The sequence below is a fragment of the Saccharopolyspora sp. NPDC049357 genome, from assembly GCF_040677225.1.
Taxonomy (GTDB): Bacteria; Actinomycetota; Actinomycetes; order Mycobacteriales; family Pseudonocardiaceae; genus Saccharopolyspora.
Window position 1 is genome coordinate 21,161 of record NZ_JBFAQJ010000033.1, and the last position, 24,017, is coordinate 45,177.

Below are 24,017 nucleotides of genomic sequence, written 5' to 3' on the forward strand. Positions count from 1 at the left end.
GGTTGGCGAAAACCACCTGGTGTGGAATTCGCCGATCATTGTGATCCGAATCGTATGGGCAAAGCCAGCGAGTCCACCGTCATGGGCGACCGTCTGCTCCGTCTCGCTCACGAGTAGGCCCTATGGGGAGGGACGTTGAGCATGCGGGACTGGCCACTGAGGTGTGACGCGTCGGCAGTGCGGACGCTGGAGCGAGCGGTGCGCTCGCGCTGGCGGACGGCGAGCCTAGCAGCGGGGTGGCCGTTTCCCAGCGATTGGGAGGTTTCGGCCGTCGACGCCGTGTGCGCGGCCGTCGTGGCGGGCGACGACCTGTCCGATCCGCTGGCGGAACTGGGCGCGTCACGCGCGGAATCGGGCGTGGGACTGTCCGGAACGCTGCAGGACCTCGCCGCCCTGCACGCCGTGACGAGCGAGGACTCCGACGGGCTGGTCTCTGCCGACCCGGACGCGGTGCCCGCACCGCTGATCCGGATCACGGCGCTGGGCTGGGCGGACGCGGTCAGCGGCATGTCGATCGGCCGCGAGGTCGAGGACCCGCTGACCGGGCTCAACACCGCCACCTACCTGCGCACCCGGCTCCACGAGATCTACCGGGAGTCGAGCTCGCGGGACTCCACCGCCGACGAGGACTACGCGCTCATCACCGTGATGCTGGGCGTGTCCGCCGACGGCTACCCGCGGATGGTCGCGATGGTGCTCATCGCCGACGTGCTGCGCGCGGTCTTCGACGCGGGTGAGACCACGGCGCTGCTGCGGGCGGCCACGGCGGCGATACTCGCCCCCCGCACGCCGCAGCTGCGCAGCCGCTGCCAGCAGGCGCAATGGATGATCGAGCACCGGCTGGCCGCGGACCCGGCGCTGCGCGACTGCGGCCAGATCCGGTTCCGAGAGGAGACCCTGCCGGCCGATCACGCGGAGGTGTGCCGGTTGCTCGCCGCGCTGTGATGGCTGTGAACCAGGTCGCGCTAGACCGTCCCGGTGCAGGTGTGAGCGGTGCGCAGCCTTAGGCTGGACGGGTGGACCAGCGCACCGGAACCCCAGTTGTCGGCATGATCGGCGGTGGCCAGCTCGCCCGGATGACGCACCAGGCGGCGATTCCGCTCGGGCAGTCGCTGAAGGTGCTGGCGAACTCCGCGGACGAGTCCGCTGCGCTGGTGGCCTCGAACGTCGAGTTCGGCCACCACACCGACCTGGAGGCGCTGAAGACCTTCGCGCAGGGCTGCGACGTGGTCACCTTCGACCACGAGCACGTGCCCGGCGACCACCTCCGCGCGCTGGAGGCCGCCGGCGTGTCGGTGCAGCCGCGCCCCGACGCGCTGCTGCACGCCCAGGACAAGCTGGTGATGCGCCGCAAGCTCGCCGAACTGGGGCTGCCGGTTCCGCCGTTCGCCGAGATCACCTCGGTCGACGACGTGCTGAAGTTCGGTGCCGAGCACGGCTTCCCGTGCGTGCTCAAGACCGCGCGCGGTGGCTACGACGGTCGCGGCGTGTGGTTGCTCGACTCCGCTGAGGACGCCGAGCGCGTCGTCTCCGAGCTGCTCGACGGCGGCGCGCCGCTGCTGGCCGAGCAGCGGGTGCCGCTGCGCCGCGAACTGGCCGCGCTGGTCGCGCGCTCGCCGTTCGGGCAGGGCGCGGTGTGGCCGCTGGTGGAGACCGTGCAGGAGGACGGCATCTGCGTGCAGGTGCTGGCCCCGGCCCCGGACGCCTCGCCGGAGCTGATCGAGCGGGCCCAGGACATCGCCCTCAACGTCGCCGAGTCGCTGGGCGTCACCGGCGTGCTGGCGGTGGAGCTGTTCGAGACCACCGACGGCCTGGTGATCAACGAGCTGGCGATGCGCCCGCACAACTCCGGTCACTGGACCATCGAGGGTTCCCGCACCTCGCAGTTCGAGCAGCACCTGCGATCGGTCCTCGACTACCCGCTGGGCAGCACCGAGCAGACCGCGCCCGCCGTGGTGATGGCGAACCTGCTGGGCGCCGAGGTCGAGCCGACGATGAGCGTCGACGAGCGGCTGCACCACCTGTTCGCCCGCTACCCGCACGCCAAGGTGCACCTCTACGGCAAGAGCGAGCGCCCCGGCCGCAAGCTGGGCCACATCACGGTTCTCGGCGACGACATGGCCGAGGTCCGCGAGCAGGCACGGCTGGCGGCGCACTGGCTCTCCGCGGGCGAGTGGCTCGACGGCCACGAAATCCACTGACGTCCAGCAGCTCTCGACATTCCAGGAGGTCCGCGTGAGTGAGCAGCCGCTCGTTGGCGTGATCATGGGCAGCGACTCCGACTGGCCGGTGATGCAGGCGGCCGGTGACGCGCTCACCGAGTTCGACGTCCCCTTCGAGGTCGGCGTCTACTCCGCGCACCGCACGCCGCAGCGGATGCTCGACTACGCGCACGAGGCCGCCGACCGCGGGATTCGCGTGATCATCGCCGGCGCGGGCGGCGCCGCGCACCTGCCGGGCATGGTCGCGTCGGCCACGGTTCTGCCGGTGATCGGCGTCCCGGTTCCCCTGAAGCACCTGGACGGCATGGACTCGCTGCTCTCCATCGTCCAGATGCCCGCGGGAGTTCCGGTCGCCACGGTCTCGGTCGGCGGAGCCCGCAACGCGGGCCTCCTCGCGGTCCGCACCCTCGCCACCGACTCCGGCGACCTCGGCACCCGCCTCCGCCACCAGATGGCGGACTTCCAAGCAGCCCTCGAAACCATGGTCCACGAGAAGCACGCAGCCCTCCAGGCCAAGACCAACCAGCCCTGACCCCCACCAGCCGCAAAAACCCCACCCGGGCCAACCGGACTGCGGCGGTATTCAGCCACCCGATTACTGCGGTTTTCCGGGTCCGGATTACGGCGGTAATCGGGTCGCCCCCGGTGCGTCTCGTGTGGGGGGACGTTGTTCGCGTGCTGCGGGTCGGGGTCAGCCCAGCTGGTTGACCATGACTGCTTCTTGGGCCGTGCCGATGGGGCCCTCGGTGTCGTAGAGGCGGGCGTGAGCGGTGCCGATCCCGGTGAGTTGGACGTCTCGTCGCATCTCCATGCCGAGCCACTCGCCCCGCATCTCGCGGTGCAGGTAGATCGAGACGTCGGTGTTGATCCAGGGACCGAACAGTTCGCCGATCGGGCTGGCGGCGCTGATCGCGTCGGCGAGGATCGCCACGTGCGACAGCGGGCTCAGGGGTTCACCCGGCAGCAAGGGGAGCGGCATCCGCATCCACGCGCGGCTGGTGCCGATCGCCGACTGGTCGGCCAGCCACCGCACCTGCATCACGTCGTGCACTCCCCAGCGAAGTCCCAGCTCGGGCGGAAGCAGCGTGCGGTCCTCCAGACCGTCGGGACCGTCGAACGGCACCGCGGAATCGGGTGCGGGACCGTCGAGGTCGGAGCGTCGCAGCAGGTGAGCGGTGGCGTTGGTGTGCAGCCGGCCGTCGACGTGCAGTCCGGCCTGAACCACCTTGAGCCGCTTGCCGGTGCGCAGCGGCCGCACCTCGATCGACAGCGGAACACGCGGCACCGGGCGCATCAGGTCCACGGTGAGCCGGGCGACGAACAGGTCCGGGTCGTCGTTGGCCGCTTCGACGGCGCGGGCGATCAGACCCGCGACCGGGCCGCCCCCGGTCAGCTCGCCCCAGGGGTTCCCGGACGCCTCGTTCGGCACGAGGAACTCGCCCTCGGTGCGGAAGAGTGACTGCGCATCACGCATCCATCGATGTTACCCACGAGTAGGTAAGTGATGGGGGCGTTGTGTGAGGGGTCTCTCAGAGCCCGAGTTCGACGGTCGTGCGCTCGTCGGCGCGTCGCTTGTCGAGCTTGGCGGGGTCCGGGTGGGTGCAGTGCACGAGCGCGGCCTCCGCGGCGAGCACCGCGAGCAGTCCGTCCACGACGCCTCCGGGCAACGTCCAGTCCAAGGTGGACAGGACTCGGTCGTCGCGGCCGATTCCCAGTTCACCCGCGCGGAGCCTCGCCAGCTCCAGCACCTCGTCCACGGACTTGCCCAGCAGCGCGGGCGAATCCCCGGCGACGGGCGTGATCGGGCTGAAGTCGTCGCCGTGCACGCGGATGTCCGAGACGTAGTCCGCGGTGCCGGTGGGCAGGCCGCGAGCCGGCGCCCCCAGCGGGTCCAGGCCGACGGCGGCGACCACGTGCGCGCCCTCACCGCGCGCGAGGTCGGCGGCCGGTACGAACGCGACCTCGGCACCTGCCGGTTCATCGGTCACGTGCGCGCCCGCCCACCAGGCACCCAGCAGCACGCCGACCGTCTGCCAGTGCGCGGGCAGCGACACCGAGACCGGTGTCTCCGGCTCCAGGTCGATCTCGTCCACCAGCCAGTTCGCCGTCTTGGCCGCCCAGTTCGCGGTGGTGGCTCGGGAGAGCTCGATGCGAGCACCGGTGGCGTCGTCGTAGTGCGTGATCAGCGGTTTGGGTGCGCCGCTCGCCAGCAGCGGACCGAGAAGTGCCTGGGTGACGCTCATGCGCGCAGCCTAACCGGCTAGTTCACGCAGGGAACGTCGCCGTCGGAGGTGATCGGTTGCTGCCGGGCGGTCCCGTCCAGCCGCAGGCCCGGTTTCGGGGCCAGGCCGGGCGCGTTCGCGGACAGGCCCGCGAAGAACTGCTGCACGGCCGCGCGGTCGATGGAGACGATGCTCTGCCCCCGCTCGTCGCGCGCGCCCGCGCTGAGCACCGGCATCGTCACGAAGTTGACCCGCCCCGCGGCGATCTGCTGCATCTGCTGCACGAAACCCAGCGCGTCCCAGTCCTCGTCGAGCTCGACCGTGCGCTGGGTGGCCGCGGTCAGGTCGTTGACCATCGCGGGATCGGTGAGCGTGCCCGTCGAGAGCACCTTGTTCGCCAACGCCGCCATGAACACCTGCTGACGCACGATGCGATCCAGGTCGCCGCGCGGTAGGCCGTGCCGCTGGCGGACGAACGACAGCGCGTCGCCGCCGGTGACGGTGTGCCGCCCGGCGCTGAAGTCGGCCCCGGAATCCTTGTCGCTGGTCGCGTTGTTGAGGCAGACCTCGACACCGCCGACCGCGTCGGTGAGCTCGAAGAACCCGAGCAGGTTGATCTCGGCGTAGTGATCGATGCGCATGCCGGTGAGCGTCTGCACGGTCTGCACCAGCGCGCGCTGCCCGGCGACCTTCGAGCGGTGCTCGACCTCGACGGCAGGCAGGTGCTGGCCTTCCAGCTCATCGGCAGCGGCCTTCTTGGTGAGCCCGTACACCGCGTTGATCTTGTCGGGGCCACCGGAGGGCGTCTCGGTGTAGGTGTCGCGCGGGATGGACACCGCGGTCGGAGCCGCGCCGCTGTGCGGGACGCGGATGAGCACCAGGCTGTCGGTGTTGAGCCCACCGGTCGCCTCGGTGCGCAACTGCTTGAGGACCTTCAGCGGCAGCGGATTGCCCTGCGCGTCCGTGCGGCTGTCGCTGCCGACCAGCAGCACATCGGTGGCCCCGTCGTCGGGTGGGGGAGCGTGCGGCACCTCGGCGAGCACCTTCGCGGAGCTGACCTCGCTGAGCCGGTCGATGACGAACCAGCCGACGGCGCTGAGCCCCAGCACGACGACCGACGCGAATGCCACCACGCTTCGTCCTGCGATCCGCGCCGCTGAGCGGGACCGGCCGGACGAAACGACTTCGGGGCCGTCCGGCTCGGGGAGCTCACGCCCCTGATCCGGTTCGTCCACCGAGCCCTCCCCCTGGGTTTGTGTCGATGATTCACAGTAAACCGCCGAGGATCATGCTCAAAAGCCGGAGGAGGGGAACCTTTCGCTCACGTTGTGAAGGGAACCCTTGGGTCGCGAGGAGGGGAACTTTCCGCTCATGTCGTGAAGGGAGCCCCTGGGTCGCGAGGAAGGGAACCTTCCGCTCACGTCGCGAGGGGAGACCTTGGGTCACCGGGCTGGGAACCTTTGGCTCACTTCGCGAAGGGAGCCCTGAACGCGGCGAAGCCCGCGCCGGTGCGGCGCGGGCTTCGGGCGGGAGTCGCGTCGGTCAGAACAGGACGCCCTGGGCCGAGGGCTGGAGGGTGCCGACCTGCAGGCTCTTCAGCGGGATCTCGGTGACCGGCTCGTTGTTCAGGCTGTTGACCGGGGCGTTGACCGAGCCGCTCATGTCGGCGGGGCTGGCGACGAAACCGCTGGTGACGTAGGTGTTCGAGTCGCCCTTGTCGCCCAGTTCGGCGTGGACGCCGGCGAAAGCGGTCCGGCCCGGCTCGAGGGTGATGTCCTGCGGCCCGCCCGGGATCTCGACGTTCTCGCTGGGAACTTCCTCGATCGGCTCGTTCGCCATGTCGGTGGGCGTCAGGTTCACCCAGCCGCCGAGCTCGCAGGCCTTGTCCGAGGTGTTGGTCATGGTCAGCAGGTACTGGTTCGGGTTGGACTGGGCCTGCAGCTTGATCTGGAAGTCCGTCGCCGAGCAGTTTGACGCGGAGACGTCATCGCCCTGCGGGGTGCCGACGCCGACGGCGTTGACGGCCTGCGAACCGGATTGGGGCAGCCCGGCCGGCGAGTTCGTCGCGGCCTGGCCGCTGCATCCGGCGATCAGCAGAGTTCCGCCGAGGAGGGCGGTCGCGGCACCGGCGGTACGAATTCGCTTCAGCATGATTGGGTCCTTCCCCCAGGGTGCTATCGGGTCTCTCTCACCCGCTTTTGATTCGTAAGACGTGCCGCCCCCGGCTCGGTTGCTCCGCGTTGGAAAAGAATTTGAGCAAGTCTCTCACCTGCGCGTTCGTTGACCTCGGGAAGTTTTGGGTCAATTTCCGCGCGGTATCGGGGGAATCCCTTGGGGGTTGTCCCCCATATATCCGGGATCGACGTGCGCGATTCCGGATCGTCGTGTATCAGGCGGGCGTCGCGGAATCAGGAGAAATTGCGATTCAGGGTCTGGCCCTGCGCGGGACCGACCGCGCGGGACAAGCGCGTCCCCGGGCGCGGTCGGTGGATCGAGCCCCTCACAGCAGGCGCATGGGAGCTTTCCTGTCAACTGCTGGTGACAGGAAAGCTCCCATGCTGCCTGGCGGCTCCGACGGTGACAGGGAAGTTCCCATGCACCTCAGTCGATGCAGGGGACCCCGTCCGCGGTGATGGGGTTGTTCCCGGTGTCCGCCTGCGTGCGCAGCGGTGCGGCCGTGTTCAGGCCGTCGAGGCGGAGGGTGGGGGCGCCGGCGAAGTTCGACTTGCCGGGGCCCTTGTAGTCCTTGCCGATGTAGACCTCGACGCTGCCCGGGGCGAGGTTGGGGCTGATCTCGGTGGGCAGGCCTCCGAGGGACTCGGCGACCAACTTGCCGACGTCCTGCTCGCCGTTGGCGTAGTAGACGACCGAGGAGGCTCGGGTCTCGGAGTTGGAGCTGCTGCCTTCCTGGAAGCCCTGACTGGTCAGCTCCTCCAGCACGTTGGCGGCCAGCCCGCTGATGCCGGAGGCGTTGTAGACGCTGGTGGTGACCTTGGTCGGGGACTTCAGGGTCGCCAGCTTCTGCGCGCGCTGCTGCGGGGGCAGAAGAAGGTCGGCCGCGAACTGCTTGCTCTCGGCGATGTTGAGCGTGACGTCCTCCTGGCCGGACTCGCCGACCAGGTGCACCGGGGCGCTGTAGAACTGCACGTTGCCGCCGGCGATGCCCTGCATCTGCTCGGCGAAGCCGAGGATGTCGCTGGCCAGTGCCGGGTCGAGGGTCACCGACTTGTTGATCGCGTCGATCAGCGCGCTGAGCTTCGCCGGGTTGGCCAGGGTGCCGGAGGACAGGATCCGGTGCGCGAGCGCGGACATGAACACCTGCTGGCGCTTGCCGCGGGAGAGCTCGTTGAGCAGGCCGTGGCGCTGCCGGACGAAGGCGAGCGCGTCGGCGCCCTGGATCGTCTGCACGCCCTTCTTGAAGTTGGCGCCGGAGTAGCTGTCCTTGGTGGCGTCGTTGAGGCAGACCTCGACGCCGCCGACGGCCTTGGTGATCTCGTAGAACCCGAGCAGGTTGACCTCGGCGTAGTGGTCGATGCTCACGCCGGTGAGCTTCTCCATGGTCTCCAGCAGCGCCTGCTTGCCGGCCAGCCGCGACTTCTCGTCGAGCTCCTTGGGGTCGGTGACGCCTTCTTCCTGCAGCTTGGCGCGTTCGGCGTCCTTGCCGCGGTTCATGGTCTCGGTGAGCTTGTGCTTCTCCTCGCCGACACTGCTGTTGACCATGGTGTCCCGGGGGAAGGACATGGCGCTGGCGCTGTGACCGCCGTTGGGGATGCGCACCAGGATCATGGCGTCGGTGAGGTCGCCGCCCTCCTGCGTGGTGTGCAGCTCCTGCAGGATCTGCTTGGGCAGCGGGTTGCCCTGCGCGTCGGTGCGGCTGTCGTTGCCGATCAGCAGGATGTCGGTGGCGCCGTCGGGGGCGCTGAACCCGCTGCCGATGACGTCGGCGGTGCCGGTGCCGCCCGCGCCCGGCCGGAACATCGCCCAGGCGAAGCCGGTGATGCACAGGACGATCACCGACAGCAGGGCGGTGAGGGTGCGGGCGCCGTTGCGGGTGGTCTTCCGCTGCCAGAAGCCGCCTCGGCTCCAGACGTCGTCGGGATGCAGGTCGGCATCACCGCTTCGAGCAGATTCCCTGGCCGCAGCCTTACTCTGAGCAGTCGCTGAGCTGCTCCTCGCGGCACTCGCGGCGCCGGTCTTCGCAGCGCCTGCCGCACCGGTGCGACGAGCACCCTGCGGTCGGCCGGCAGGAGCGCCGGAGCGGGCCGGCCCGCCTCCGGGGCCACGTGGCGGAACACCTCTTCCGGGTCGCCCATCAGGGCTCCCGGGCCGCCTCGGCCGGTCGTCCACGCGATTCCTCCTTGGGGGCTGCGGGGGCGAGCGTTACACCTACACGAGTGATTTTGCCCGACTTCTCGGAGAAGGCTAACGGTGATCCACTCGAACCATGACGGGTCCCTCGAGAACTGGTGATCTCACTCATAAGGGTGAACCACGTCTGTGACGGTACGTAACTCGGGAGTCGATGGGGTCGAGCATCGGCGCATGTCAGACTGCCCATCGCGGGCCGTGCGCCTACTGCCCGCGCAGGACGAGGAAGAGGCGGAATGCGGATTCTGGTCACCGGTGGGGCCGGCTTCATCGGCTCGCACTACGTCAGGCAGCTGCTCAGCGGGGCTTATCCGGCCTTCAGCGGCGCCGAAGTGATCGTGCTGGACAAGCTGACCTACGCGGGCAACGAGGCGAACCTGGCGGAGGTGGCCGACGACCCCCGGCTGCGGTTCGTGCGCGGCGACATCTGCGACCGCGACCTGCTCGGCGAGGTCATGACCAGCGTCGACGTGGTGGTGCACTTCGCCGCGGAGACCCACGTGGACCGCTCCATCACCGGTTCCGACGCCTTCGTGGTGACCAACGTGGTGGGGACCAACGCGCTGCTGCAGGCCGCGCTGGAAGCCGGTGTGGGCAAGTTCGTCCACGTCTCCACCGACGAGGTCTACGGCTCGATCGAGACCGGTTCGTGGCCAGAAGATCATCTTCTCGAGCCCAATTCGCCTTACTCGGCGGCCAAAGCGGGCTCCGACCTGCTGGCGCGCGCCTACCACCGCACGCACGGGCTTCCGGTGTGCATCACGCGGTGCTCGAACAACTACGGCCCGTACCAGTTCCCGGAGAAGGTGCTGCCGCTGTTCATCACGAACCTGATGGACGGGCGCAAGGTTCCCCTCTACGGCGACGGCATGAACGTGCGCGACTGGCTGCACGTCGGCGATCACTGCCGAGGCATCCAGCTCGTCGCCGAGTCCGGGACTCCGGGTGAGATCTACAACATCGGCGGCGGCACCGAGCTGACCAACCGGGAGCTGACCGAACGGCTGCTCGCCGAGTTCGGACTGGACCACTCGATGGTCGAACCCGTCGAGGACCGCAAGGGCCACGACCGCCGCTACTCGGTCGACCACGCCAAGATCGCCGAGCTCGGCTACGCCCCGCAGATCGACTTCGAGACCGGGCTGCGCGACACCATCGCCTGGTACCGGGACCACCGGTCGTGGTGGGAACCGCTGAAGGAGCGCGCGGCGGTGGCCCGATGACCCGCCTGGCGGTGCTCGTCCCGGGCGGCAAGGGACAGGTCGGCTCCGAGTTGTCGGCGATCCTCGACGCCCGGCGCGGGAGCCTGGTGCACGCACCGGGATCGTCAAAGCTCGACATCACCGACACCGAATCCGTGCGCGACGCCGTCGAAGCGTTCGCCCAGGCCGCCCGCGACGCCGAACTCCGCCCGGTCGTGATCAACACCGCCGCCTACACCGCCGTGGACGCCGCCGAGTCCGATCCCGAAGGGGCGCACCGGGTCAACGTCGCGGGCCCTGCCGCGCTCGCCGAGGCGTGCCGGGACGGCGGACTGCCGCTGCTGCACGTGTCCACCGACTACGTCTTCCCCGGCGACGCCGACCGCCCCTACGAGCCGGGCGACGAGACCGGGCCGCGCACCGTCTACGGCCGCACCAAGCTCGAAGGGGAGCGGGCGGTGCTGGAATCGGGTGCGAGCGCCTGGATCGTGCGCACAGCCTGGGTCTACGGCGCGCACGGCGGCAACTTCGTCAAGACCATGGCTCGGCTGGCGGCCCAGCGCGACGAACTGTCCGTCGTGAACGACCAGATCGGCTCGCCCACCTGGGCCGCGGACCTGGCTCGCGGCCTGCTGGAACTCGCCGAGCCGGTCGCCGCAGGCACCGGCCCGCAGCAGCGGGTGCTGCACTGCACCAACACCGGATCCACCAGCTGGTTCGAGTTCGCCCGCGCCATCTTCGCCGAACTGGGCCTCGACCCGCACCGGGTGAACCCCTGCACCAGCGCCGACTACCCGACCAGAACCCCGCGCCCGGCCTACTCGGTGCTGTCCGAGAACGCCTGGAGGGACGCGGGTCTGACACCGCTGCGGCCTTGGCAGGACGCGCTGAAGGAGGCCTTCACCACCAGCGGGGAAGCTTTCCGCCACCGCGGATGAGCGGAAGGTTCCCCTACGCCACGGCGCGCAGGTAGGCGGCATGGGTCCGGCTCGCGCAGTGCTCCCAGCTGAAGCTCTTCGCGTGCGCGCGACCGGCCTCGGCCTCCGGGGGCGCGGCCAGCGCGCGGCGCAACGCCTCGCGCAGCGCCGCCGGGTCCTCGGCCGGTGCGAAGACCGCGTGCGCACCGGCGACCTCCCGCAGCGCGGGGAGGTCCGAGCACACCACCGGCACCCCGCACGCCAGCGCCTCCAGCACCGGCAACCCGAAGCCCTCGTCGCGGGACGGCAGCACCAGCGCGCTCGCCCCGGCCACCAGGCCGCGCAACTCCTCGTCGGTGAGATAACCGGTGCGGATCACCCCGTCGACCTCGCCCACCGGTCCCGGGCCCGCGATGACCAGCGGCGGGAGATCCGGAGCGAGAGCCGACCGCAGCACGTCGAGCCCCTTGCGCGGGCTCTCCGCACCCACGAACAGCAGGTACTCGGGCGGAATCCGATCGTCTGAGGCCGGTGCCGCCGAGAACCATGCGGGATCGACCCCCAAGGGCGTGACCGCGAGCTTCTCCGGCGAGACGTCCAGGCGCTCGGCGACCTGGTCGGCCACCGCCGCCGTCGGCGCGCACACCACGCGCGCCCGCTGCGCCGAAAGCCGCACCAGCGCGGGCAGATCCTCGTCGGCCAGCGAAGGATCGTCCAGGAACGCCAGGTCGTGCACCGTCACCACACCCGCCGCGCGCACCGACGGGGGCAGCACGAAGTTCGTCCCGTGCACCACGTCGACGGTCCCGGACAGCAGCTCGACCGGCGGGAAACGCCCGCCCCGCCACAACATCCGCAACGCACGAGCCGGGATCGGCGGCCCCACCACGTGAGTTCCGGCCGGCGCCTCGGTGCGCAACCGGCGCCACCCCCGGGCGCTGAAGCCGATCAACCGGACGTCCACCTCGGACGCCAGCGCCGCCACCAGCGACGCCGTGTAGCGGCCGATGCCGGTGCGCGGCCCCAGCAGCGGTGTGGCGTCGAGCAGAACCCGCAGGTCAGCGGCCACGGAGCCGTTCCCCGGCGATGCGCCGCAACCGGCCGGTCGCGCGCTTGGCGACCTCGGCCGGACCACCGGCGTCGAGGTACTCCCGCAGCAGCGACAGATCCCGGCGCACCGCCTCCACCCGTCCCGGCTGCGCGCTGCGCACCAGCGGGGCGGCGGCGGTGAGCCGGTCGGCCGCCGGACGCGGATCGCGGCAGAACGAGGTCAGCGGCGAGAGCACCGCCTCCCAGGTGAAGCGCTCGCGCACCGGCTCGATCCGGCGGCGGCACTCGGCGGCGAACTCCGCGTCGTAGAGGACCTTCTCCAGCGCGTCGGCGAGAGGCTCGGGATCCTCGGCGGGCACCACGACGCCGATGCCCTCGCTGCGCACCAGGTCGGCGAACGAATCACCGTCGGTGGTGATCACGGGCAGCCCCGACCACAGGTAGTCCAGCACCCTCGTGCGGAACGCGAAGGTCGTCTCCACGTGCTCGAAGTGCGTGGTGACACCGCAGTCGGCGTCCAGCAGGAAGTTCTGCCGCTCCTGGTAGGGCACCCAGGTCTCGTTGAAGAACACGAACTTGTCGGTCAGGCCGAGCCGCTGCGCCAGCGCCCGGGTCTGCCCGGCCATGCCCATCTCCGGCACGTCCGGGTTCGGGTGCTTCATGCCCAAGAAGAACAACCGCACATCGCTTCGCCGCTGCGCCAGCCGGTCGATCGCGCGCAGCAGGGTCAGCGGGTCGAACCAGCTGTAGACGCCACCCGCCCACAGCACGACCTTGTCGTCGGCCGAGATCCCCGGCCTGGTGCCCTTGATCGCGGGCGCGGTGCGGCGCGGAGCCACCGAAGGCAACCCGAACGGAACCACCGACAGCAGGGACCGCACCGTCGGATCGTTGTCGTAGAGCCCCGGCGTCAACCGTCCCAGCGACGCGAGGTGCCCGAGCCAGAAGTGCCGCTGGCGCTCCGAGGCGCACAGGAAGAAGTCACCGCGCTCCAGCTGGGTGTTGAGCACCTCGGTGACACCGGCGAGGTCCTTCGCGCGGCGCTCGTCGTCGGAATCCCGGCCCTGCTCCAGCAGTTCCAGGTGCATCGGGTCGTAGACGTCGCAGACCACGATCTTGGTGGAGTCCACGCGCTTGAGCGCGGGCACCATCTCCAGGACGTGCCCCTGCAGCACGACGATGTCGGCCCACTCGACGTGCTCGGCCAGCTCTCGCGGCTTGGCGGCCAGCACCTCGAACTCCGACTCCGGCGGATCCACCCGGGCGTTGACGCTGACCAGCCGGACCCGGTGCTCGGCGGCCAGCACCTCGGCCATGTGCCAGGCGCGGATCGCCGGACCGGCCATCCGCTCGGTGACCGCGTCGCCGGTGATCACCACGATCTTGCGCGGCCTGCCGAACACCTCGTCCAGCTCGAACGCCTCCACCAGCGCGTCGTGCGCGGCCAGGTAGCGGGGAAGCGGGTAGGCGGGTTCCATCGCCTTGCGCATCAGCGGCAGCAGATCGGCATCGGTGCGCACCCGCTCCCGCTGCTCCTGCTCGCGGGAGAGCTTCAGCGACGGCAGCAGCTCCACGAACTGGTCGATGGCCAGCATCCCCGCCAGCGCAGAGCGGTCGATCGGCACCGGGGAATCGTCCTCGGCCTCGCCGCGCCGGGTGATCTCCAGCTGCGTCGGGTCGATCTCGCCGCGCGCCGTGGCCCGCCGCACCGCCAGCGCCATCGCCGCGGGCAGCGCCTTGGCGAGCGTCTCGTCGGAGACGTTCTTGTACAGCGCGGCCAGCGCGTTGCGCTCCAGCAGGTAGTGCTCGCGGGAGGAGGACACCTCGGCCATCGACGCGTGGTGGCGGTGGAAGATCAGCGACCTCGGCTCGTAGCGGACCCGCCAGCCGCGCAGGTTGAGCCGCCAGCCCAGGTCCACGTCCTCGTAGAACATGAAGAAGCGCTCGTCGAAACCGTCCAGCGCCGCGAACAGCTCGGCCCGCACGAACAGCGCCGACCCGGTTCCGAAGAGCACGTCGCGGGGCGCGTCGTGCGAACCGTCGTCGAGCTCACCGGCGTGCCGCTTGTAGCCCATGCCGAACCAGGTGAGGCCGCCGTCGACGAAGTCGACGCGCTCGCCGTCCCAGTCCAGCACCTTGCTGGCCACTGCGCCCACGGCCGGTTCCGCCCGCAGCACCTCCGCGGCCGCCCGCGCCCAGCTGCGGTCCGGCCGGGCGTCGTTGTTGAGGAACGCCAGCACCTGCCCGGACGCCTCGCGCGCGGCCAGGTTGCAGCCACCGGCGAAACCGGTGTTGCTCGCCGACTCGATCAACCGCGCCTCGGGCACGGCATCCCGGATGCGCTGCGCGGAGCCGTCACCGGAGGCGTTGTCGACGCACAGCACCTCCAGCTTGTCGGCCGGGTAGTCCAGCTCATCGCGCACCGCGCGCAGGCAGGTGATGGTGTCGTCCGCGCCGCGGTAGTTCACGACGATCACGGAGACGACGGGAAGATTCGCTTCGACCACGCCCCAAGCCTGCACCATCGCGAGTCCGGGCCGCCCGGGTGTTCGGTCAATTCGGTCGCCGTGACCGGCCTCGGCGGCGGTTCGGGCCTCGTCAGGGGGCGGTTCTGGTCCGAACTGTCCGGGCGAATCGGACATCGATCGTGGACGGTTCGGCCCCAAAACCGCCCGCTGCCCTCACCTCGGGCCCTGGCTGAGCAGCTCCCGGAGCCTCGGCGTGTAGAGGGCCGTGATGTCGGCGGCCCCGGCGAAGGCGTCGAAGTAGATCGACGTCAACTCCTCGTCCTGCTGGATCGCGCGCAGCAGAGCCAGGCGCTGCTCGTTCGGCGGCGTCATCCGCGCCACGGACAGCGTCGCCTCGTACCCCGAGGCCGAGGTGCGGTCGCGCTCGGCCGCGAAGCCCCGCAACGCCGCGTCCAGCCTCCCCGGCGAGTCGAGGAACCCGCTGATGTGCCTGGCCAGCGCCTCTGCCTGGGTGAACGCGTCGCTGATCCCGCGAGCGGTGATCGAGTCCTTGTGGTGGCCGGCATCGCCCACCAGCACCCAACCCGGACCCGCCGCCTCGCGGAAGAAGTTCTGCTGATCACCGGACCCCCGCAACCGCTCCACCTGCTCCCCTCCCTGCAAGCGCTCGTGCAGCTCAGGTGCGGTTTCCCGAACGCGATCGAGGTGGGCGCGCTGGGCGTCCGCGCGCACCGAGCGGAACCGCGACTGCGGGAAGTAGGTCAGCACCAGCGTCGCGTGCCCGTGCGTGGGCGTGGCCGCCACCCAGCTGCCCGGCGACTCGTAGATCTCCAGATCGGCGGGCACACCCGTCCAGTACGAGTAGTAGGCGCAGGTCAACCGCTCGTCCCAGGTCGTGAACCCGGCACCGGCGTGCGCGGCCACCGACGAGCGCATCCCGTCCGCGCCGATCACCAGCGGCGCGCGCTCGGTGAACTCCACCCCCCGGTGCTCGCCGCGCACCCCCACCACCCGGCCGCCGTCGTCCCGCAACAACCCGGTGACCCGGCACTTCTCCCGCAACTCCGCGCCTGCCGCCACAGCCGCCCGCGCCAGAAGCTCGTCCAGCACGAAGCGGCGCGGCGCGTACCCCGCGCGCTGCCCGGCGACGCCGCGCCCGCACCCGGCCAGCCGCGCATCGGCGACCTGGTAGCGGGCGTGCCGCAGCGGCGGGCAACCGGTGGCGCGCAACTCGTCCAACAACCCCCACCGCGCCAGCGCGGCCACCCCGGGCTGGTGGATGACGTGGGTGGAAACGGTGTCTGAGGGGAACGTCCCGCGCTCCAGCAGCAGCACCCGGTGACCCGCACGGGCCAGCAGCATTGCGGTGGGCGAACCCGCGCAGCGGGCACCCACGACGATCGCGTCGAACATCATCGCCTCACAGTTCGAGTTCGGTGCGCAGCGCCCGGCGGTCGAGCTTGCCGTTGGCGTTGAGCGGAAGTCGGTCCAGCACCGTGATCCGGCGCGGCAGCATGTACGGCGGCAGCCGGTCGCGCAGACCCGCCTGCAGCGCGTCGGGATCGCAGTCGCCCCCGACGGCCGCCGCCAACTCCGGTTCGCCCTCGGTCGGCACCGCCAGCACGATCGCGTCCCGCACGCTCGGCAGCGCGCGCAACGCGGCCTCGACCTCACCGAGCTCGATGCGATGCCCGCGCACCTTCACCTGCTGATCGGTGCGGCCCAGGTGCAGCAGCACACCGTCCTCGACGGTCACCAGATCCCCGGTCCGGTACCAGCCGCCCGGCGCGAAACGTCCCGCGTCGTCAGCGGGATCGAGGTAACCGGCGAACCGCTGCGGCCCGCGCACGCACAACTCGCCGCGCGTCGCCGGCCTGCCGGAGGGGTCCAGCACCCGGAACTCCAACGAGGGGAAGCACTCGCCGATCGGAGCGACCCCGTTCGGCGTGCTCGGCCACCCCGACACCTCGCGCGGCAACCGGTAGCCGGTGCAGGCGATCGTCAGCTCAGTCGGCCCGTAGAGCACCTCGACATCGCTGTTCGGCGCCGCCCGCTTCCAACTCCGCAGCGCCTCCAACGGCACCGCCTCACCGCCGAAGATGCTGCACCGCAACGTCGGCATCGCCCCCGGTCGCAGCGTGCCGAGCCGCTCCGCGAAGGAGATCAGCGACGGCACCGAGAACCAGTGCGTCAACCGCAGCGCGTTGACCGTGCGCACCGGTGACAGCAACGCTCCCGCGCGCGGCACCACGAGCGTGCCGCCCTGGCCGAGGGTGACGAACATGTCGTGCACCGAACCGTCGAAGGTCAGCTCGAAGTTCCCCGAAACCCGGCTTCCCGGCCCGATCCCGTACCGCGCGGCGACCTCCGTCAGATACGCGTCGACGTTGCCGTGCGAGACCGGCACCGCCTTCGGCGTTCCCGTCGATCCCGACGTGCAGATGACGTAGGCGATGTCGTCCGGCCCGACGGGCACCTCCCGCACCCGTCCGAAGGGCTCGTCCGTCCCGGCGCGCAGCACGGGAACCTTCCACTCACCCCGAGCCCCGGACTGCTCGGTGAGCAGCAGTTCGACACCGGTCTTGGCCACCAGTTCGCGGATGCGCTCCGGCGGGTGCTGCGGGTTCAAGGGAACCACCGTCGCACCGGCGCGCAGCACCGCCAGGTATCCGGCGCACGCGAGCACCGAGCGGTTCGCCAGCAGCCCGACCCGTCGCGGGGGGCCCGCCGCCTGCAGCCGCGCCGCCAACCGCTCGACCAGTTCGCGCAGCTCCGCGTAGGTCAAGGCGGCACCGTCGACCTCCAGAGCCGGCTCGTCGGGGAACTGGGCGGCGGCCCGTTCGAACCACGTGAGAACGTTCATCGCCGAACCTCCGCCAGCTCTCGCGCCCAGCGGCACAGGTCCCGCACGGTGCGCAACGCCGCCAGCTCCTCCGGATCGACCTCGCGCCCGGTGCGCTGCTGCACCTCCACCAGCAGTTGCAGCTTCGCCAGCGAATCGATGCCGATGTCGGCGAGCGCGGAATCCTGGTCGAACGCGGTGCGCGCGTGCTTGCCCAGCAACCACTCCGCCGGATCATCACCCGCCGGCTCCTCGCCCGGCCAGTAGCGGCGCGTCTGCCACGGGTACGTCGGCAGCGGCACGTGCCGTCCGGGCCCGAACAGCCCGTCCCGGTCCACCGACTCGGAACCGAGGAACCGGTCCAGCTCCGGCGTGCTGTCGGTGGTCAGCGACTCGACGAGCTCCCGGTGCGTCGCACCGATCGCCACCGCGCGGTGCTCGAAGCGGGTGCGGCGCAGCGCCGCGCTGCGGCACAGGTCGCGCACCGGGAAGTCCGCACCCGAACCCGAAAGATGCTCGACGTAGGCGCGGGTCAGGTCCGCGAGCGCTTCCGGAGTGCGCGCCGACAGCACCAGCGGCCAGCGCGTCCCGTCGTCCGGTGTGCGCGGCTCGTGCTCGGCGCTGCGCAGCACCACGTGCGCGTTGAGCGCCGACGACCCCTGCGCGGACACCCCGGCGATCGCCCGCGAGGGGATGTCGGTGAGCGCCCGCGGGATCGACAGACCCGACCAGTCCACGTCGGTGCGCGGGAGCCCGGCGTGCAGGCTCGCAGGAACCTTGCCGTTCTCCAGGCACAACGCGGCCTTGATCAGCCCGACCAGGCCACCGGCGGCCTCGGCGTGCCCGAGGTTGGACTTCACCGAGCCGACCAGCAGCGGCCGGTCCGGTGATCGGGAGGTTCCCATGAACCGGCCCAGCGCGGTCAGCTCCAACGGGTCCAGCAGCGGCGAACCCGACCCATGTGCCTCCACGAAGTCCACCGCCGAGGGCTCCACGCGCGCGTCCCGGTAGGCCCAGCGCAGCACGTCCAGCTGCCCCTCCAGCGACGGGTTGAGCACCGAGTCGCTGCTGCGTCCGTCGTTGCCCACAGCGCTGCCGGCGATCACCGCGCGCACCCGATCCCCGTCGGCCAGCGCCGCTTCCATCGGCTTGAGCACCACCACCGCGACCGCGTCGGAAGGCGCGTGACCATCGGCGTCCGCGCTGCCGAAACGGCTGCGGCCGTCCGCCGACATGGCCCCGGCGTGCGACATCATCACGGCCTCGTCGGGCCGCAGCGGCAGGTTCACCCCGGCGACCACCGCCGCCGGGGTCTCCCCGGACCGCAGGCTCTGCACCGCCTGGTGCACCGCCGTCAACGCCGACGAGCACGCAGTGTCGATCACGACGCTCGGACCGCGCAGGTCGAAGTGGTGCGACAGCCTCGCGGGCAGCAGTGAGCGAACGTTTCCCAGCTGCGTCGCCGTGGCGGAGGAAAGGCCCTGCTGGAGGGCGGATTCGAGGAAATCGGCCCGGGAGTTGCCCACGAACACGCCGGTTCGGGATCCGCGCCACTGCTCCGGGACGACTCCGGCGTCCTCGAACGCCTCCCACGCGCACATCAGAAGCAGCCGCTGCTGAGGATCGAGCGCGGTGGCCTCGGCCGCGGACATGTCGAAGAAATCGGCGTCGAAATCCGCGATTCCGTCGACGAACCCGGCCCGGCAACCGGCGAGACCGCCGGGCCCCGAGGAACGCAGCGCCGCCGCGTCGTAGCGCTCAGCGGGGGTGTGCGCGGTCGCGTCGACACCGCCGCACAAAAGTTCCCACAGCCGGTCGGGATCGGTCGCCCCGGGAAGCCGGCAGGACATCCCCACGATGGCGATCGAACGCTGGTGAACTCCAGTCGTAGTCATGCCCCCGAAGTGTGCGCAGGCCGCTTACAACCGACTTGCACAGCACTGACGTCCGCTCACCGGCCCGCCCAGGTCTCCCACACCTCGCGGCGGGAAACCCGCGCCATCCGGCCGATCCTGCGACGGGCGCGCAGCGTCGCGGGCAGCAGCGAGGAGACCTTCACCAACACCCGCAGCCGCAGACCGGCCCGCAGGTTCGGCGGGCGATGGGGCACATCGCGCCACGGCAGGAGCAGCGTGATGGCCGCGAACCTCGCCAGCTCGCGAACCGCCACCCCGGCGGGCGCGCAGCGCAGCAGGGTGAGCAGACGGTTCCCCTCGTTCCAGCGGTGGAACAGCGCCGAACCGGGCCGGGTGCTGGCCCCGTGCAGATGCGTGGCGGTCGCCTCCGTGCCCACCACGTCGAAACCCGCCAGCCGCAGCCGCCACGCGGTGTCGGTGTCCTCGTAGTAGCAGAAGAAGTGGGCCGGAACCCCTCCCACTTCGCGCAGCACGTCGGTGCGCAGCAACGCCGCGCCACCGCAGAACCCGAAGACCGCGCCGGTCGCCGTGGCATCCGCGCCGTGCCCGTCAGCGGTCAGCCGCACCCCCGTCGACTGCACACCGCCGTCCGGCGCCAGCAGCACGGACGTGGCCGCCGCCGCGGTCGCGGTGGCAGAAAGGTTCCCCTCCACCACCTCCAGCCAGTCCGCGGACGGGGCGGCGTCGTCGTTGAGCCAGGCGACGAAGGGCGTGTCCACCTCGGGCAGTGCGGCTGCCAGGCCGCCCGCGTAGCCGACGTTGCGAGGCAGTCGCAGCACCTCGATCTCGGGATGGGCGGTGAGCAGTTCGGCCGTGCCGTCGTCGGAGGCGTTGTCCACCACCAGCGTCCGGTGCGGACGTGACTGCGCGGCCAGCGCCTCCAGGCAGGCGTCGATGTGGGCCCGGCCGCGCCACGTGATCACGATGACCGTGGTGCGCACCCCGTCTGATGTCACCCGGGAAACCTAGCGTCACGCATCGGCGGGCTTCCAGCGCGTGCGAAGCTGAGCAGGTGCCCGAGCTGGTAGCCATCGCCGAGCAGCTGCTGGCCCCGGTCCCCGGCGGCACCGGCCGCTACACCCGGGAACTGCTGCGCTCCCTCGCCGCCACCGCACCCGACGGATGGACGGTGACCAGCGCGATCAGCCGCAGCGGCGATCCCGAGAAGGCCCGCGTCGCCGGCGTCGCGGGACCCCGCGTGCTGCCGCTGCCGCGACGCGCGCTGATCGCCGCGTGGGAGCGCGGCCTGCCGCTGTGGCCGGGCGGCGACACCGTGCACGCGATGACGCCGCTCGCCCCGCCTCGCCGACGCGGACGCGGCCTGGTCGTCACCGTGCACGACACCGTCCCCTGGACCCATCCGGAAACCCTCACCCCGCGCGGAGTCGCCTGGCACCGGCGCATGATCACCAGAGCCGCAGGCCACGCGGACGCCCTGGTGGTGCCCACCCGCGCAGTCGCCGAAGACCTGGCCGGTCGAGTTCCGCTCACCTCCGAACCCCGGGTGGTCCCCGAAGGCGTGAGCCCCGCTCTGCTGGCCGAACCAGCACCCGCCACCCGTCTCGATCCGCCGCCGGACTACCTGCTGGCGATCGGCACCATCGAGCCGCGCAAGGGCTACCAGCACCTCATCCGCGCCCTCGCCGAACCGAACGCCCCCGACATCCCGCTGCTGATCGTCGGCCGCCCCGGCTGGGGAGACCTCGACCTGCCCGCCCTCGCGGCCGACACCGGGTACGGCCGCCTGCGGGTGCTCAACGACATCACCGACGCCGAGCTCTCCGCGTTGCTGCGCGGCGCCACGGCGCTGGTCGCGCCGAGCCTCGCCGAGGGCTTCGGCCTGCCGCTGATCGAGGCGATGTCACTCGGCCTCCCGGTCGTCCACTCCGACGCCCCAGCCCTGTCGGAGGTCGCCGGCGGTGCGGGAGTCGAAGTCCCCCGAGCCGATCCGCCCGCGCTGGCGGTCGCGTTGCGCCGCATCGTCGACGACCCGCAGCGCAGAACCCACCTCGCCGCAGCCGGGCGGCGCAGGGCGGCCGAGTTCACCTGGGAAAGAGCGGCCCTCGACATCTGGGAACTGCACCGCGATCTCGTCGGTGACTGAAAGGTTCCCCTCCTGACCCCGAGACCGACGATCAGGTTGCGAGCTGGCGAACGGTGACCGAAAGGTTCCCTTGCTCACAAAGGCTGCTCCTCGCTCCCACGTTTTTCACGTACTGGGCACGAAGCCGTGAACCTTCGCCGTACTCTTTCCTGGTGCACAGAGGTGAACCGCACATTCTGATCGACGCCACCGCGGTCCCCGCGGACCGAGGCGGCGTCGGACGGTACGTCGATTCCCTGCTCGCCGCCCTGGATTCGGACGGCGCGCGGGTCACCGTGGTGTGCCAGCCGCGCGACGCGGCCGTCTACGCGACCCTCGCGCGGAACTCGCGGATCGTTCCGGCCGCCGAGGCGGTCGCGACCCGGACCGCGCGGTTGACGTGGGAGCAGACGACGCTGCCGGTGCTGGTCAACAAGCTCGGCGTCGACGTGCTGCACTCGCCGCACTACACGACGCCGCTGGCCAACCCCGCCGCGTCGGTGGTGACCCTGCACGACGCCACGTTCTTCACCAACCGCCGCGTCCACTCGCCGGTCAAGGCCCGCTTCTTCCGCGCGTGGACGCGGGCCGCACTGCGCCGCGCCGAGATCTGCGTGGTGCCCAGCCAGGCCACCGCGGCCGAGCTCGCGCGCACCATCGGGGCGGACCGCAACCGCATGGCGGTGAGCTACCACGGCGTCGACCCGGACCGGTTCCACCCGCCGACCCCGGAGGAGATCGAGGTCGTCCGCGACCGCCTGAACCTCTTCGACCAGCCCTACGTCGCGTTCCTCGGTGCCCTCGAACCGCGCAAGAACGTCCCCGCGCTCATCCGGGCCTTCACCCAGGCCTGCCAGGGGCGCCGCGACGAGGCCCCCGCGCTGGTGCTCGCCGGGCAGCCGGGTTGGGACACCAAGGTCGAGCGGGCGCTGGAATCGGTTCCGCACCGGATCCGGGTGATCAGGGCCGGGTACCTGCCGTTCGACGAGCTCGCCGGATTCCTCGGCGGTGCGCGGCTGGTCGCCTACCCGAGCCTCGGTGAGGGCTTCGGACTGCCGGTCCTGGAAGCGATGGCCTGCGGTGCGCCGGTGCTGACCACGCGCAGGCTGAGCCTGCCGGAGGTGGGCGGTGACGCCGTCGTCTACTGCGGCGTCCGGCCCACCGACATCGCCGCCGGCCTGCGCGAACTCCTCGACGACCCGGCCCGCCGCTCGGCCCTGGCAACTGCCGCGCAGCTGCGCGCCAAGGAGTTCACCTGGGGAGCCTGCGCGACCCAGCACCGCGAGGCCTACGCGCGCGCCCACCACGCCCGCACCCGCTGACCCGGTGGCGACCGCGTTGCAGCAGAATGTGACGGCGTGACCAACGCGCGCACCTACGGCGACGAACTCGCCGTCGTCACCGTGACCTACTCGCCCGGCGAAACGTTGCAGCGCTTCATCGACACCCTGGACAAGGCCACCGAGCGCCCGGTCCGCGTGATCCTCGCCGACAACGGTTCGCAGGACGGCGCGCCGCAGCAGGCCGCGCAGCAGCACGCGAACGTCGAATTCGTGCCGACCGGCGGCAACCTCGGATACGGCGGGGGAGCCAACCGCGGAGTCGCCGCGCTCGGCCCGGAGTACGGCTGGGTGGTCATCGCCAACCCCGACCTGGAGTGGGGCGCGGGCTCCCTCGACGAGCTGATCGCGGCGGCCGGGCGCTGGCCGCGCGGTGGCGCTTTCGGCCCGCTGATCACCGAACCCACCGGCGAGGTCTACCCCTCCGCTCGGCTGCTGCCCTCGATCGGGCGCGGTGTCGGGCACGCGCTGTTCGTCAAGATCTGGCCCGGCAACCCCTGGTCGCGCGCCTACCGCCAGTCGGATTCGGGGAGCGGTGAACGCACCGCCGGATGGCTGTCGGGATCCTGCCTGCTGATGCGGCGCGAGGCGTTCGACTCCATCGACGGGTTCGACCCGCGCTACTTCATGTACTTCGAGGACGTCGACCTCGGCGACCGGCTGGGCAAGGCCGGCTGGCTCAACGTCTACGTGCCGGACGCCGAGATCATGCACATCGGCGGCGCCTCGACCTCCCAGGTGTCCAAGCGGATGCTCACCGAGCACCACCGCTCCGCCTACCGCTACCTCGCCGACCGGTACCCGGGCCTGAAGTGGGCGCCGCTGCGCCTCGCGCTGAAGCTCGGCCTGACCGCGCGCGCCAAGATCCAGGCGCGCTGATCGTCTAGTACTGCTGCGGGTACTGCTGGGTGGGCTGAGACCCGAGCGGTCCGAACTCGTGCGGGCCGCGCTGCGACTGGTACGGGTTGGGCGGCATGCCGTGCTGCGGCTGCCCGTAGTCCTCGGTCGGCCACCCGGTGTGCGGGTCGACGGTCGGGAACTGCGGCTGCTGCTGCGCCTGCATCTGCTGACCTGCGGCGGGCAGCATGTTCGTGTCGGTGTCCGCGCCCGCGCTGTTGACGATGTCGCGCGGGATCCGCACGGTGTTCGCCGCGTCCATCGGCGACGTGGCGTTGTCCGGTGTGACGACGAACGCGCCGCGTGCCCGCGCGCGAGCAAGTGCTTCGTCGGCTCGGAGGCGCGGGTCCATGTGGATGCCCTCTCAGTCGTTCGCAGTCGGTGGTGCCGAACCTGGCAAAAAACCAGGTGTGGCGTTGAACCGGGCACGGCCATCGGGCACGGGCCCGGTGTCATTATGCCGTTGCCACTGCCAGAGTATTCCCCCCAA

20 protein-coding genes are annotated in these 24,017 nt (G+C 71.0%); 8 read left to right on the plus strand and 12 right to left on the minus strand.

The window, feature by feature from the left end:
* The first annotated feature begins 177 nt into the window (after nucleotides 1–177).
* From AB0J91_RS24090 to purE, 3 genes are all read left to right on the plus strand, one after another.
* Nucleotides 178–945, plus strand: coding sequence for a hypothetical protein (locus AB0J91_RS24090; protein WP_363872792.1), 768 nt, complete (start codon nucleotides 178–180; stop codon nucleotides 943–945).
* A 71-nt stretch (nucleotides 946–1,016) separates the two neighbouring features.
* Nucleotides 1,017–2,201, plus strand: a complete 1,185-nt coding sequence (locus tag AB0J91_RS24095) for a 5-(carboxyamino)imidazole ribonucleotide synthase (protein ID WP_363872795.1) — start codon at nucleotides 1,017–1,019, stop codon at nucleotides 2,199–2,201.
* Between the two features lie 64 nt (nucleotides 2,202–2,265).
* Nucleotides 2,266–2,754, plus strand: coding sequence for a 5-(carboxyamino)imidazole ribonucleotide mutase (gene purE, locus AB0J91_RS24100; RefSeq protein ID WP_363872899.1), 489 nt, complete (start codon nucleotides 2,266–2,268; stop codon nucleotides 2,752–2,754).
* 159 nt (nucleotides 2,755–2,913) lie between these two features.
* Here the strand turns inward: purE and AB0J91_RS24105 are convergent, their stop codons facing one another.
* The 5 genes from AB0J91_RS24105 to AB0J91_RS24125 all read right to left on the minus strand — a co-directional run bounded on the left by AB0J91_RS24105 (nucleotide 2,914) and on the right by AB0J91_RS24125 (nucleotide 8,458).
* The gene (locus AB0J91_RS24105) at nucleotides 2,914–3,696 is read right to left on the minus strand and encodes a thioesterase family protein (protein ID WP_363872798.1); all 783 of its coding nucleotides are present in this window, start codon (nucleotides 3,694–3,696) and stop codon (nucleotides 2,914–2,916) included.
* 55 nt (nucleotides 3,697–3,751) lie between these two features.
* Nucleotides 3,752–4,465, minus strand: coding sequence for a TIGR03089 family protein (locus AB0J91_RS24110; protein WP_363872801.1), 714 nt, complete (start codon nucleotides 4,463–4,465; stop codon nucleotides 3,752–3,754).
* Nucleotides 4,466–4,482: 17 nt separating this feature from the next.
* A complete protein-coding gene (locus AB0J91_RS24115) occupies nucleotides 4,483–5,577 on the minus strand; it encodes an LCP family protein (RefSeq protein ID WP_363872804.1) in 1,095 nt (364 codons plus the stop codon).
* 409 nt (nucleotides 5,578–5,986) lie between these two features.
* Entirely contained in the window at nucleotides 5,987–6,595 is a 609-nt protein-coding gene (locus tag AB0J91_RS24120; protein WP_363872807.1) for a DUF4232 domain-containing protein, read from the minus strand.
* A 450-nt stretch (nucleotides 6,596–7,045) separates the two neighbouring features.
* Nucleotides 7,046–8,458, minus strand: coding sequence for an LCP family protein (locus tag AB0J91_RS24125; protein ID WP_363872810.1), 1,413 nt, complete (start codon nucleotides 8,456–8,458; stop codon nucleotides 7,046–7,048).
* Between the two features lie 590 nt (nucleotides 8,459–9,048).
* Between AB0J91_RS24125 and rfbB the strand changes: the two genes are divergently transcribed.
* Together rfbB and rfbD are read left to right on the plus strand one after the other, a co-directional pair.
* Nucleotides 9,049–10,035, plus strand: a complete 987-nt coding sequence (rfbB, locus tag AB0J91_RS24130) for a dTDP-glucose 4,6-dehydratase (RefSeq protein WP_363872813.1) — start codon at nucleotides 9,049–9,051, stop codon at nucleotides 10,033–10,035.
* Nucleotides 10,032–10,952 carry a dTDP-4-dehydrorhamnose reductase gene (gene rfbD / locus AB0J91_RS24135; protein WP_363872816.1) on the plus strand — a complete coding sequence of 307 codons (921 nt, stop codon included), beginning with the start codon at nucleotides 10,032–10,034 and terminating at the stop codon, nucleotides 10,950–10,952. Before rfbB ends, rfbD begins: the two co-directional genes overlap by 4 nt.
* A 13-nt stretch (nucleotides 10,953–10,965) precedes the next feature.
* Here the strand turns inward: rfbD and AB0J91_RS24140 are convergent, their stop codons facing one another.
* The 6 genes from AB0J91_RS24140 to AB0J91_RS24165 all read right to left on the minus strand — a co-directional run bounded on the left by AB0J91_RS24140 (nucleotide 10,966) and on the right by AB0J91_RS24165 (nucleotide 20,163).
* Nucleotides 10,966–12,000: a glycosyltransferase family 1 protein gene (locus AB0J91_RS24140; RefSeq protein ID WP_363872819.1), complete on the minus strand. Its 1,035-nt coding sequence runs from the start codon at nucleotides 11,998–12,000 to the stop codon at nucleotides 10,966–10,968.
* Nucleotides 11,990–14,488: a glycosyltransferase gene (locus tag AB0J91_RS24145; protein ID WP_363872822.1), complete on the minus strand. Its 2,499-nt coding sequence runs from the start codon at nucleotides 14,486–14,488 to the stop codon at nucleotides 11,990–11,992. Before AB0J91_RS24145 ends, AB0J91_RS24140 begins: the two co-directional genes overlap by 11 nt.
* A gap of 174 nt (nucleotides 14,489–14,662) precedes the next feature.
* Nucleotides 14,663–15,865: an NAD(P)/FAD-dependent oxidoreductase gene (locus tag AB0J91_RS24150; protein WP_363872825.1), complete on the minus strand. Its 1,203-nt coding sequence runs from the start codon at nucleotides 15,863–15,865 to the stop codon at nucleotides 14,663–14,665.
* 4 nt (nucleotides 15,866–15,869) lie between these two features.
* Nucleotides 15,870–17,312, minus strand: coding sequence for an AMP-binding protein (locus tag AB0J91_RS24155; RefSeq protein WP_363872827.1), 1,443 nt, complete (start codon nucleotides 17,310–17,312; stop codon nucleotides 15,870–15,872).
* Nucleotides 17,309–19,186 carry a beta-ketoacyl synthase N-terminal-like domain-containing protein gene (locus AB0J91_RS24160; RefSeq protein WP_363872830.1) on the minus strand — a complete coding sequence of 626 codons (1,878 nt, stop codon included), beginning with the start codon at nucleotides 19,184–19,186 and terminating at the stop codon, nucleotides 17,309–17,311. The genes AB0J91_RS24155 and AB0J91_RS24160 overlap by 4 nt, the downstream gene beginning before the upstream one ends.
* Before the next feature lie 56 nt (nucleotides 19,187–19,242).
* Nucleotides 19,243–20,163: a glycosyltransferase gene (locus tag AB0J91_RS24165; protein WP_363872833.1), complete on the minus strand. Its 921-nt coding sequence runs from the start codon at nucleotides 20,161–20,163 to the stop codon at nucleotides 19,243–19,245.
* A 56-nt stretch (nucleotides 20,164–20,219) separates the two neighbouring features.
* Between AB0J91_RS24165 and AB0J91_RS24170 the strand changes: the two genes are divergently transcribed.
* The 3 genes from AB0J91_RS24170 to AB0J91_RS24180 all read left to right on the plus strand — a co-directional run bounded on the left by AB0J91_RS24170 (nucleotide 20,220) and on the right by AB0J91_RS24180 (nucleotide 23,509).
* Complete coding sequence (locus AB0J91_RS24170) at nucleotides 20,220–21,311, plus strand: glycosyltransferase family 1 protein (RefSeq protein ID WP_363872836.1); 1,092 nt, start codon at nucleotides 20,220–20,222, stop codon at nucleotides 21,309–21,311.
* Between the two features lie 173 nt (nucleotides 21,312–21,484).
* Nucleotides 21,485–22,612, plus strand: a complete 1,128-nt coding sequence (locus tag AB0J91_RS24175) for a glycosyltransferase family 1 protein (RefSeq protein WP_363872902.1) — start codon at nucleotides 21,485–21,487, stop codon at nucleotides 22,610–22,612.
* A gap of 36 nt (nucleotides 22,613–22,648) precedes the next feature.
* The gene (locus AB0J91_RS24180; RefSeq protein WP_363872839.1) at nucleotides 22,649–23,509 is read left to right on the plus strand and encodes a glycosyltransferase family 2 protein; all 861 of its coding nucleotides are present in this window, start codon (nucleotides 22,649–22,651) and stop codon (nucleotides 23,507–23,509) included.
* Nucleotides 23,510–23,513: 4 nt separating this feature from the next.
* Here AB0J91_RS24180 and AB0J91_RS24185 read toward each other — a convergent pair whose 3' ends face one another.
* Nucleotides 23,514–23,879, minus strand: coding sequence for a hypothetical protein (locus AB0J91_RS24185; RefSeq protein ID WP_363789791.1), 366 nt, complete (start codon nucleotides 23,877–23,879; stop codon nucleotides 23,514–23,516).
* Between the last annotated feature and the right edge of the window lie 138 nt (nucleotides 23,880–24,017).

What these genes read in the sequence shown, in the direction of transcription:
- purE (WP_363872899.1), top strand. Translation starts at nt 2,266, where the DNA reads ATGGGCAGCGACTCCGACTGGCCGGTGATGCAGGCGGCCGGTGACGCG.
- AB0J91_RS24105 (WP_363872798.1), bottom strand. Translation starts at nt 3,696, where the DNA reads ATGCGTGATGCGCAGTCACTCTTCCGCACCGAGGGCGAGTTCCTCGTG.
- AB0J91_RS24110 (WP_363872801.1), bottom strand. Translation starts at nt 4,465, where the DNA reads ATGAGCGTCACCCAGGCACTTCTCGGTCCGCTGCTGGCGAGCGGCGCA.
- AB0J91_RS24120 (WP_363872807.1), bottom strand. Translation starts at nt 6,595, where the DNA reads ATGCTGAAGCGAATTCGTACCGCCGGTGCCGCGACCGCCCTCCTCGGC.
- rfbB (WP_363872813.1), top strand. Translation starts at nt 9,049, where the DNA reads ATGCGGATTCTGGTCACCGGTGGGGCCGGCTTCATCGGCTCGCACTAC.
- rfbD (WP_363872816.1), top strand. Translation starts at nt 10,032, where the DNA reads ATGACCCGCCTGGCGGTGCTCGTCCCGGGCGGCAAGGGACAGGTCGGC.
- AB0J91_RS24150 (WP_363872825.1), bottom strand. Translation starts at nt 15,865, where the DNA reads ATGATGTTCGACGCGATCGTCGTGGGTGCCCGCTGCGCGGGTTCGCCC.
- AB0J91_RS24155 (WP_363872827.1), bottom strand. Translation starts at nt 17,312, where the DNA reads ATGAACGTTCTCACGTGGTTCGAACGGGCCGCCGCCCAGTTCCCCGAC.
- AB0J91_RS24160 (WP_363872830.1), bottom strand. Translation starts at nt 19,186, where the DNA reads ATGACTACGACTGGAGTTCACCAGCGTTCGATCGCCATCGTGGGGATG.
- AB0J91_RS24185 (WP_363789791.1), bottom strand. Translation starts at nt 23,879, where the DNA reads ATGGACCCGCGCCTCCGAGCCGACGAAGCACTTGCTCGCGCGCGGGCA.